We start from the raw sequence: 10435 nt of genomic DNA on the forward strand, positions 1-10435 counted from the left end.
ATCTAAGTTAGATTTTCTAAAAATAAGGGCAGTTTTGATGAGCGAAGTTCGCCCGAATTGAAAAGAGGCGCACCGTTCCATGTGCGCCCCTGATCGTGAGCATCCCTGTGTAGGGAAGGTGGTGAGATCGCCGCGTACTCAGCCCATTTCCTCGGGCCAGTACAGCCGCATCGGGTTGTCGACCAGTAACTTGCGCTGCAGCTCGGGCGTGACGGCAATGCGCGGGATCACATCCACCAGATGCCCGTCATCGGGGATATTGTCCTGCATGTTCGGATGCGGCCAGTCTGTGCCCCACAGCACCCTGTCAGGATATTGTTCGACCAAGGGGCGCACGACCTCGACGAAATCGTCCCACGGCGCGGCTTGAGACGACAGCCGGTCGGGGCAGGTGACCTTGGTCCAGATATCTGCGCGGCTATCCATCAGATGTTTGAAGGCGGTGATTTCAGCCCCATCGGGACCCTGGCTCATCGAAGGGCGGCCCATGTGGTCGATAACGATGGGGGTCGGGATTGCAGCCAGAAAAGGCAGCATCTCGTCCAGAATGTCGGCCTCGAAATAGACCACGACATGCCAGCCCAGCGGCACGATACGCTCCGCCAGTTGGAGGAATTTGTCTTTCGGCGCGTCATCGACCAGCCGCTTCAGGAAGTTGAAGCGCACACCGCGAATACCGGCCTCATGCAGGGCTTCCAATTCGGCGAAGCTGATGTCCGGATCAACCACGGCGACGCCCCGCGCCTTTCCGTCAGAAGCAGTGATGGCGTTCAAGGTCGCGGCATTGTCGGTGCCATGGCAGCTGGCCTGCACGATCACATTACGCGAGAAGCCGAGAAGGTCGCGAAGAGCGAACAGGTCTTCGGGGCCAGCATCTTCCGGCATGTATTTCGCCTTGGCGCTGAAGGGGAAGCGGTCCATCGGGCCAAAGACGTGGCAGTGCGCGTCCACTGCGCCGGCCGGTGGTTGGTAGCGCGGCTTGGACGGCGATTGATGCCAGCTGACAATGCGGGCTGCGGTGGTATCGCTCACGAGTAAATCACTCCATCCATCAGTTTGCGCGCTGTGCGCAGCATGGCGGCACTTAGCACGGCACCGCTATCGTCCAGTTCCATGACGCAGGTGGTCTCGCCCGTCGGGTGTTCGATCGACAAGGTCTTTCGCAGGCCGTCGGGGATGTCTGCCACCTCCGATGCGGGCGTCCCCTTGATCAGGCAGGCGGTCGCTACGCTGACAGCGCCAAGCACGCCGATAGAGGCGTGCGCGCGCTTGGGAATAAAGCTGCGGACGGTGACTGCGCCGCCGTCTCGCGGGGGGGCGACCAACATCATCTTGGGCACGGATTTATCCGTGACGTCGTCGAGGTTCATCATAGGTCCCGCTTTCAAGCGGATGGCCTCGATGCGGGCCTTTAGGGCCTCGTTGGTATCCAGTTCCTCGCGGGTCTCGTATCCCGAGGCACCGACATCCGCCGCCTTGAACACGATGCACGGCATGCCGTTGTCGATCAGGGTGACGCGCACGCCCTCGATCTCGTCCACGGCTCGGCCCGAGGGCAAAAGCGCTCCACACGTCGATCCGGCAGTGTCCAGAAATTGGAGCGGGACAGGCGCTGCCGATCCCGGAACGCCGTCTATGCGCGCTTCGCCATCATAGCGGACCTGACCGTCCGGCGTCTGGACCGTCGCCACCGCAATCTGGCCTGTGTTGACCATGTGAATGCTGACACGCGTCTCGTCGCCGTCCGCCGCCTTCAGTCCCCGCTCGATGGCAAAGGGCCCGACGCCGGCAAGGATGTTGCCGCAGTTTTGCTGATCCGAGACGATCGGTTGATCCACGAAGACCTGAAGGAAGAGATAGTCGACATCGACGCCTTCCTTTGTGGAGGGTGAAATCACCGCCACCTTGGACGTCAGAGGATCAGCGCCGCCCATGCCGTCAATCTGGCGCTTGTCGGGCGAGCCCATGATCCGCAGCAGAAAGGCATCGCGTTCCTCGGCGTTGAAGGGCAGGTCCTCGCGCAGGAAATAGGCCCCCTTGGATGTGCCACCGCGCATCCACATCACACGGGCTTCAGACATACTTCAGGCCCATCTCGGCGAGCTTTTCACGCATGGAATAGATGTCGAGGCCCAGTTCGCCAGCGGCCAGCCGTTTGCGCTTGCTCTCTTCAAGAGCTTCGCGTGCGTGAGCTTTTTCGAGAACGTCAGCAGCGGAGGCGCAGGGGACGACGCAGACGCCGTCGTCATCGGCGATGACCACGTCGCCGGGGTTGACGTGGGCACCGGCGCACACGATTGGGACGTTTACTGAGCCCAGGGTCGCCTTGATGGTGCCTTGGGCGTGGACGGCCTTGGACCACACCGGAAAGTCCATCTGCTTCAGATCGCGCAGGTCCCGCACGCCGGCATCAATGATGAGGCCACGGCAACCGCGAGCCTGCGCCGAGGTGGCCAGCAGGTCTCCGAAATAGCCGTCCGAGCACTGGCTGGTCGGAGCCAGCACCAAGACATCGCCTTCACGAAGTTGCTCGATGGCGACGTGGATCATCCAGTTGTCACCCGGAGGAGCCGAAATGGTCACGGCCGAGCCTGCGATACGGGCACCGGGATAGATCGGCCGCATATGCGGTGCCAACAGGCCGGTGCGGCCCTGCGCTTCGTGAACCGTCGCGACGCCGCATTGGGCAAGGCCATCGATCACCTCGAGTGCGGGGCGTTGAATATTCTGGACGACGATACCGGCCATGGTTCCCTCAAGCGTAGCGGTTTTTCACATGATGGATTTTTTTGTTCGACGAACGCCAATGGAAATGGTGGGATAGGTATTCATTTCTACTAAGTCATGCCGATGAATCCGCTTGATCTGAATATTCGTCATCTTCGCGCAGTGGCGGCCATTGCCCGCTCGGGCAGCATCACCTCGGCCAGCCGCGTGGTGAATCTGACCCAGCCGGCCATCACACAGGGGATTGCCAAGATCGAGCGCCAACTGGGTGTTCCGTTGTTCGAGCGCAGGCCCGCAGGAATGGAGCCGACCGAGGCGGCACTGATGCTGGTGCCCCGTATCGAGGCCGCTCTGCGGTTGATGGATGCCCCGCATGCGACAGCGGCGCAGATCAGCGCCTTCCTCGCGGTTGCGCGGAGCGGCGGATATGCTGCCGCCGCTGTGGCAACGGGATTGTCGGAGCCGTCATTGCATCGGGCCGTCGGGGACTTGTCGCTGGTGATCGGGCAGAGCCTTGTCGAGCGCAGGGGCAAGGGCATTGTGTTGACCTCGCGCGGCATTCAGGTCGCGCGGGGATTTCGACTGGCTGAAGCGGAGCTGAGATCGGCCCTTGCGGAACTGGCCATGCTGCAGGGGCGCGAGGTCGGGAAAATCGTGGTTGGAGCGATGCCACTTTCGCGCGCACGCCTTTTGCCATCGGCGGTTGCGGAGTTTCACCGGCGCTATCCGGGAACGGCGATTGCAGTTGTCGAAGGCTCGCACACTGAGCTGGTTGGTCCGCTCAGGGACGGCGAAATCGATGTGATCGTGGGCGCTCTGCGAACGGCGCGCGGTGATGATGGACTGATCAGTTATCCGCTGTTCGAGGATCGTCCGGTGGTTATCGGTCGGGCGGGTCATCCTCTCGCAAGGGCGGTACTAACGCCGCAGGCCATGGCGGCTTATCCGTGGATCACTGCGGGGAGGGGGACGCCCTTACGTGCGCAGTGGGAGGCAATGTTCGAGGCCGTCGGAGTTCCTGCGCCGGACGTGCCGATCGAATGCGGTGCTGTGATCATGATCCGGCAAATCTTGCGCGAGAGCGATTTTCTGACTCTGTTGTCGCCGGATCAGGTGGCAGTGGAACTGGAGGCTGAATGGCTGGCCAAGATAGCCGATGCGCCGGGGGATGTGGCGCGGACAATAGGGTTCACCACCCGAGCGGACTGGCGTCCGACGCCTTTGCAGAAACAGTTTCTAGACGTGCTGCAAGCGCAGGCTTTGGAAATTGCTTCTGGAGTATAATTAGCAATATCTAATGGTGCCTTGGACATTCCGATTGGTCCAAAAACGATGATTTGCCATAACTATGTTGTATGGCAAAGTTATCGGGCATAGCGGTTATCGGATTTGGCGAAGCGGGGCGCACTTTTGCCTCTGCCGGTGGCTGGGAACAGCGCGCCGCTGTCTATGACCGCCTGACCGACATGCCCGAAACGGCTGCTGCGAAACAGGCCGAATATGTGGCTTGCCATGTGTCCGGCTGCGCCGCTCTGTCACAAGCCGTCGAGGGCGCTGAAACCGTTATCTCGCTGGTCACGGCCGATCAGGCGCTCGGCGTCGCGCAGGCGACGGCAGACGTGATCGCGCGGGGTAGCCTCTATCTCGATTTCAACAGTGTCGCACCCTCGACCAAGCAGACGGGGGCCGCCGCAATCGACGCGGCGGGTGGACACTATGTGGACGTGGCGGTGATGTCGCCGGTCCAGCCCGCCGCCCTGCGTGTCCCACTTCTGCTGAGCGGGACAAAGGCTGCGCAGGCGGCAGAGCGTCTGTCGGATCTTGGCTTTTCCAATGTGCGGATTGTCGAGGGGCCAATCGGCCGCGCCTCGTCGATCAAGATGATCCGCTCTGTCATGGTGAAGGGTCTCGAGGCCCTGACGGCAGAGTGCGTGCTGGCGGCATCCAAGGCCGGTGTCCTCGATGAAGTTCTTAGCTCGCTGGACGCCAGCTGGAGCGAAGCCAGCTGGGCAGAGCGCGCCCACTACAACCTTGACCGGATGATGATCCACGGCAGCCGACGAGCCGCCGAGATGGCGGAGGTCGTCCGGACACTTGAGGATTTGGGAACCGGAGCGGCGATGAGCTCCGGCACCGTCAAACGACAGGCCGAGGTCGGGGCGCTGGGGCTGAAACAGCCCCCTGAGAGCCTCGAAGAGAAGATCGCCTCGGTGTTGCTCAGAGGGGAGCGAAACAAGTGAGTTTGATTATCGACTGCCACGGTCACTATACGACCGCGCCCGAGGCCCACACGGCTTGGCGTGAGGCACAGATTGCGGCGTTCAAGGCGGGGGAGCCTGCGCCTGAATATCCCGATATCTCGGATGACGATATCCGCGAGACAATCGAGAAGAACCAGCTTCGACTGCTGCGCGAGCGCGGTGCCGATCTGACGATCTTCTCGCCGCGGGCTTCGACCATGGCGCACCATGTCGGCGACGAGGCGGTCAGCATGGAGTGGTCGCGTCGTTGCAACGACCTGATCGCACGGGTTGTCGGCCTGTATCCGGAAACCTTTGTCGGTGTCTGCATGCTGCCCCAGTCGCCGATGGCTGATCTGGCGGGTTCGATTGCCGAGCTGGAGCGTTGCGTGACCGAGCTGGGCTTTGTGGGTTGCAACCTCAATCCGGATCCCGGTGGTGGTCACTTCAAACACCCGCCGCTGACCGATCCCTATTGGTACCCGCTGTACGAAAAGATGGTCGAGCTGGACGTGCCAGCCATGATCCACGTCTCGGGCAGCTGTAACCATGCCATGCACGCGACGGGGGCCTATTATAGGTGCTGTCAATCTAACGCTAAAGGTGCTCCACTTTGATGGCTACAAGCCATTGGTGGAGCAGGCGTTTTATGAAGCCACTATCGTTTAAGCGTCATCGGTTTCCGGCGGCGGTGATCCGTCATGCCGTGTGGTTGTACTTTCGCTTTAATCTTAGCTTCCGCGACGTCGAGGAAATGATGGCGCAACGCGGAATTGACGTCAGCTACGAAACGATCCGGTGCTGGACGATCAAGTTTGGGCCTCTGATTGCACGGCGGCTAAAGAAGCGGAGAGTGCCACCGACAGGCCGTTGGCATCTCGATGAGATGGTTTGCAAGATCGGCGGCCGACGCATGTATCTGTGGCGTGCGGTCGACGACGAAGGCGAGGTTTTAGATGTCATCGTCCAGCGTCGACGGGATATAGGGGCGGCTTTGAAGCTGCTCAAACGACTTCTTCGCAACCAGCCTGTCGAGCCTGAAAGCATAACAACGGACCGACTGGCATCGTACGGTGCGGCGCTCGATCAGCTGGAACTACGGCACCTTCATCGTCCCGGTCGGCTTCGAGATAACAACCGTGTCGAGAACTCGCACCTGCCGATCCGGCGACGGGAGAGGCAGCAGCAGAGGTTCAAATCCCAAGCCTCAGCACAAAGATTTCTCACTACCCACGCAGCGATCTACAACACCTTCAACATCCAGCGCCATCTGATCAGCAGATCCACACTTCGTCGTTTTCGCGTCGATGCGGATACCGCATGGGCGGCCGCTACCGCCTGAGAATGAGCAGGGTCGGGGGCTTTCGGCTGCGCTCAGTTACCCTGACAGCACCCCGCGAGGTGCTGGAGGCCTGGCGGCATGACTACAACGAGCGGCGACCGCACTCGAAGCTCGGCTGGCTGACGCCGCAGGGCCTACGCACAAGCCCTTACTGGAAACGCCGGGCGGCCTGCTGCGCTAGTTGAGGGCTGCGCAGGCCGCCCTATTGCCAACCCAACCAATCTCTACTCAAATCAACCTCGGACTCTCGTTATGGCTGGATGAGAAACGGGGGTCACGTCATGCGACAACCAAACTCCTCACTTGGTGTATCTTTAGAGCGTAGCTAGTTCTCGGTTACCGATGTGCCGGCCATAGGCTGTGCTGATTGCCTTCTTGTTTTCCAAGGCTTCAATAATACTGTCAGCAAAATTTGTGTCGTAAAGCTGGGATAGGTTGTTAATGCCCCCCGGTGTGAAGACATTTATTTCGAGCAACTTGTCTCCAACAATGTCGAGCCCGACGAGGAACATGCCATCCTGAATAAGTTTGGGTCGGACCGTTTCAGCGATATCCAGCATGGTCCCGCTGACATCTACCGGTGCGGGACCGCCGCCAACATGAATGTTGGATCGAATATCCCCTTTAGCTGGCACGCGGCGGAACGCAGCGTATTTCCTGTCGCGGATGAGCGGGCGGCCGTTCATCAGGAAGAACCTGACATCGCCTTCTCCAGCTTCGGGAATGAAGGCCTGAGCAATCAGGTAGCCTTCTTCGCTCACAGCCTCGAATATCTGGTTCAGATTCTGGTCTTTAGGCGAGGAAATCTTGAAGACGTTCTTTCCGCCTGATCCTTGCAGGGGTTTGACGATGACGCCCTTTTTCTGGCCCTGAATGAAAGCTTTAATTTCATCGATGTTCTTCGAAATAAGCGTTGGAGGCCGGACCGAAGCCGGAAAATCCTGAAAATAGAGTTTGTTCTGTGCGTGAGCGAGCCCGTCGGGATCGTTGACTACAAGGACGCCGCGCTGGGCCGCCATTCGCCCAAATATAATCCCAACATTTGCCGCCCAAGGTCGATCAATCGCATCGAGCGAGGGATCGTTACGCAGGAAGAGAACATCGATTTCACTCATATCAAATAGGCGTTTTGTAGCGTCACTGCTTATAAGCGCCCGGTGAAAAGTTTCGGGTTTCTTATAGCTGCCAGATGGTAGCTCCAGGCCGTTGAGCGCAAGGCTGTCATCGGGAGAAAGGACGAAATCCGAAGGGGTAACGTAACAGATTTCATGCCCACGATTCATTGCTGCCAACGCCAGAATAGTCGTGGTGAAACGGGGCGTTTCGCCCTCGATAGAGTTGACGAAGAATGCGATGCGCATGAGGCCTCCTAGGCAGCAATAAGGTCTAGAGGTGAAAGCCCGGTCTTCAGACGGGCCAGTCTTTGATCCGCTCCCGGCAGGTCAAGAAACTGCGGCATGATTTGCGGACGTTTGAGCAGGCCTCGTAAGCTTAACTCCTGCATTACCGACAGATGCGAAGACGCGATCTTGCCCATCCAAAATGAATCGAGCGCACCGCCCCTCGAGAGGTGATCCAGAAGTTCCAGCAGTCCGCGCAGATAGATGGCATCCTTGGCAAGGCCACCGCCGCGATGGACACGAAGGGCAATGTTGAAGGCATTTCTGTCGGAGAAGCCGTGTCCCCTATGGAGCATCGAAAAGGTGTCAACGAAGCTTGCGCCGTTAAGCATTCCGTCGACGGCGCATACTCGGGCCGCGAGAAGGCGAAGGCGTGAGACGGTCATTCCCCCCGCGAGGTATTCCGCCAACACAGCCAATCCTTCTTGCGCGCCTTCATAGCCTGCCAACCCGCTGCGGAATATTTTCAACCCGTGACCTGAGCCGTTGAAGTAGGTCAGCAAATGGACGCCCACTTCGTGGCTTAGCAAGGCTTCCACCCGCGCCTTAGACATGGAGGTGTGTCGTGAGATGAGCAGCTCGCCGTTACTCACCATCATGCCAGCAGGGAGGTCGTCCCGCACGCAAACCGACGCCGCAAAGCCTTTGGCCTGCGCTGAATAACGATCAATCATCGTTTGAGCGCGCCGTTCAAGAAACCGGTAATCGACAGTGTCGGCATCGTCGTCCGGTTTAGCACCGGCGGTTGCTTGCAATATGTCGTGCGCTACCTGACTAAGGCGAGGTTCAATGGAGCGATAGAGAGCGCTTCCCAAATCCACAAACTGACGTGCGCCACGCGCCGCTAGCATAGAGAGTTGTAGATCGAGTTCAGTTTGTTTCTCACGGTAAAGCGTCGTGAGAACGGGGTCCTCAAACCTTTCCAGATTGATCGAAAAGAGAGCTTTTTTGCTCTCCACGATATTGAAAGCGAGCGGACGATAAAGAAAATGAGGAGCCCGCTCAAAGTTTAGAGCTTTGAAGTCGGCCCAAGCATCTTCTGAATTAATAGGCGTAACGGACAACAGAAAGTCGAACCGGCTCGCGATTTCGTCGATGGCCCGGTCAGCACGCTGGACCGCATCGACGAAGACGCGGCGCCCCAGAGCTCTATGGCTGGCAGGCTCTAGACACGTTTCTTTGCGCGTAAATTCTGCTGCGGATTGGAGAACGGCGTCGACAATATTCGACACCAGCCTATCGCGTAACTCAGGATAGACCTCATTCGACTGTGGGACCTTATAGATCGGTGCGAACCGAAGAGTGATGACCGGAAAGGCCGGAAGCTTGCGGGCAAGGCTAGCCTGGGTGTCATCCGCTAGTTTCAAGCGATTAATAAGGGGCGTGCGATAGCGTGCGTCGGCAGTCTGAATGCCGCTGATAAGAGCAGACAAAGCTTGCTGAGTGGCCTTGTCCGCAGGTGCCGACGCTGTAACGGTAAAGGGAGACAGGTAGGGGGCATCTTTGGCGAGGCCGTCTTTAGCCAGTTCCCCAATATCGATGACCATAAAAGCACCGAAGCGCTCGGTCATCGCGGCCCCAACCAGCCGTATTACCTTCACGGCGTCTGAGAGGTTGGCAACACGAAGATAGGATGCATTTGCCATCACCACGTCGCGTGCCACTGGCGCTCGGTGACCAACTTGCACTGCAATGAACGGCATAGGCCGATCCATAAACAGTCGGCCTCTACCATTAAGATCGAGCCGTATGGGGTCGTCTTTTTCTAGGCAGGCCTTTATCGCAGCCGTATCGACATTCGATGTTGAGGCGCTCATGGCGATCGCTCGAGCGCAGCTTTAAGGAACGGAAGACTGCCTGTTATGGCAGCGCGCAGATCTTCAATGGCAGCGTGGTCAGGTTTGCCGCTCCACTCGTCCATAAAAATCTTTTTGAGCTCAACGGCTATAGCGCAGCCGGAGGAAGGGAAGTGTTCGTGGATGAACCGGGTTTGTTCGCCCTTGCCTTGAAAGGCTACATTCTCGCGCACATCGATAGGACGCCCCCGGACACGCGCAGTTCGTAAGCTTGCCATGAAGGGTTCGATGACGTGTGCCCAGCGTTCCCTATTCATCGAATACGTTCCGATATTTATGTCCGGAGCGTCGCGCTGTTCTGTGGGGGGAGAGTCAACACCATCGCGCCGATGGTTGTAACTATGGACATCCAGAACGATAAATTTGCCGAACTGTGCCTCTGCCTGGGCAAGAACGTAGTGTAGCAACCTATAGTAACTGGCATGCTGGTGCAGAAGGCCTGCTAGTGCATTCTGATCGGGCTTTTCATTCCAAACTTTGAGCCCCCACGCCTGTTCCGGATCTAGATAGACCGCGCTTTCTGGGGAGCGATTAAGATCGACTTCAAAGCGCGACCGGTGAACCACAATCTGGGTAGGCAGGTCCGCGATAAAATGCGCGGTAAACGGGTCTTCCTCACGCAAGCGACCTGCCTCATCGAGAGCCATCAGCTTAACAAGATGAGGTCCGATGGCATGTCCGTCATGGATAGCCGTTCCTATCAGAGGAGAGGCTCCAATTTTTAAAGTCCACAACGGATACGTACCGAGATTCTCATGAATATCTTCGTTGCGAGCCATGGCGACTAAATGTTTACATTCGTATTCAAGTTCCGCCCTAGGCTCAGGACTCATAGCCAAAAGAGCACTGTAGCGGCGAGGGCTATGGCGG

At 58.5% G+C, this 10435-nt stretch carries 10 protein-coding genes and 2 pseudogenes; 6 read left to right on the forward strand and 6 right to left on the reverse strand.

Annotated features, from left to right (window positions below; translation table 11 throughout):
* Positions 1-138: 138 nt before the first annotated feature.
* The 3 genes from LOX95_RS13030 to ligK are packed head-to-tail and all read right to left on the reverse strand — an operon-like array spanning position 139 to position 2748.
* On the reverse strand, positions 139-1032 hold the full coding sequence (locus LOX95_RS13030) for an amidohydrolase family protein (RefSeq protein WP_242915319.1): 894 nt from the start codon (positions 1030-1032) through the stop codon (positions 139-141).
* Positions 1029-2081, reverse strand: coding sequence for a 4-oxalomesaconate tautomerase (locus tag LOX95_RS13035; protein WP_242915320.1), 1053 nt, complete (start codon positions 2079-2081; stop codon positions 1029-1031). The genes LOX95_RS13030 and LOX95_RS13035 overlap by 4 nt, the downstream gene beginning before the upstream one ends.
* The gene (gene ligK / locus LOX95_RS13040) at positions 2074-2748 is read right to left on the reverse strand and encodes a 4-carboxy-4-hydroxy-2-oxoadipate aldolase/oxaloacetate decarboxylase (protein ID WP_242915322.1); all 675 of its coding nucleotides are present in this window, start codon (positions 2746-2748) and stop codon (positions 2074-2076) included. The genes LOX95_RS13035 and ligK overlap by 8 nt, the downstream gene beginning before the upstream one ends.
* Positions 2749-2850: 102 nt before the next feature.
* Here ligK and LOX95_RS13045 point away from each other — a divergent pair, with 102 nt between their 5' ends.
* From LOX95_RS13045 to LOX95_RS14355, 6 genes and pseudogenes are all read left to right on the forward strand, one after another.
* The gene (locus LOX95_RS13045; RefSeq protein WP_242915324.1) at positions 2851-4011 is read left to right on the forward strand and encodes a LysR family transcriptional regulator; all 1161 of its coding nucleotides are present in this window, start codon (positions 2851-2853) and stop codon (positions 4009-4011) included.
* A gap of 71 nt (positions 4012-4082) precedes the next feature.
* Positions 4083-4967, forward strand: a complete 885-nt coding sequence (locus tag LOX95_RS13050; RefSeq protein WP_242915325.1) for an NAD(P)-dependent oxidoreductase — start codon at positions 4083-4085, stop codon at positions 4965-4967.
* The gene (locus tag LOX95_RS13055; RefSeq protein ID WP_242915327.1) at positions 4964-5584 is read left to right on the forward strand and encodes an amidohydrolase family protein; all 621 of its coding nucleotides are present in this window, start codon (positions 4964-4966) and stop codon (positions 5582-5584) included. Before LOX95_RS13050 ends, LOX95_RS13055 begins: the two co-directional genes overlap by 4 nt.
* A 32-nt stretch (positions 5585-5616) precedes the next feature.
* The gene (locus LOX95_RS13060; protein ID WP_242915342.1) at positions 5617-6309 is read left to right on the forward strand and encodes an IS6 family transposase; all 693 of its coding nucleotides are present in this window, start codon (positions 5617-5619) and stop codon (positions 6307-6309) included.
* Between the two features lie 2 nt (positions 6310-6311).
* A pseudogene (locus LOX95_RS14350) lies at positions 6312-6398 on the forward strand (hypothetical protein); the annotation flags it as partial.
* Positions 6392-6573 (forward strand): annotated as a pseudogene (locus tag LOX95_RS14355) (hypothetical protein); the annotation flags it as partial. The pseudogenes LOX95_RS14350 and LOX95_RS14355, both read left to right, overlap by 7 nt.
* Positions 6574-6623: 50 nt before the next feature.
* Here LOX95_RS14355 and LOX95_RS13070 read toward each other — a convergent pair.
* The 3 genes from LOX95_RS13070 to LOX95_RS13080 form a co-directional block, all read right to left on the reverse strand.
* Positions 6624-7670: a glutathione synthetase gene (locus LOX95_RS13070; RefSeq protein WP_242915329.1), complete on the reverse strand. Its 1047-nt coding sequence runs from the start codon at positions 7668-7670 to the stop codon at positions 6624-6626.
* 8 nt (positions 7671-7678) lie between these two features.
* On the reverse strand, positions 7679-9526 hold the full coding sequence (locus LOX95_RS13075) for a flavohemoglobin expression-modulating QEGLA motif protein (RefSeq protein WP_242915331.1): 1848 nt from the start codon (positions 9524-9526) through the stop codon (positions 7679-7681).
* Positions 9523-10435, reverse strand: a 913-nt coding sequence (locus LOX95_RS13080; RefSeq protein WP_242915332.1) for an N-formylglutamate amidohydrolase, incomplete at its 5' end; no start/stop codon positions are given. The genes LOX95_RS13075 and LOX95_RS13080, both read right to left, overlap by 4 nt.

Origin of the sequence: Brevundimonas pishanensis (assembly GCF_022750635.1) — a bacterium.
In the GTDB taxonomy this organism is placed as follows: domain Bacteria; phylum Pseudomonadota; class Alphaproteobacteria; order Caulobacterales; family Caulobacteraceae; genus Brevundimonas; species Brevundimonas pishanensis.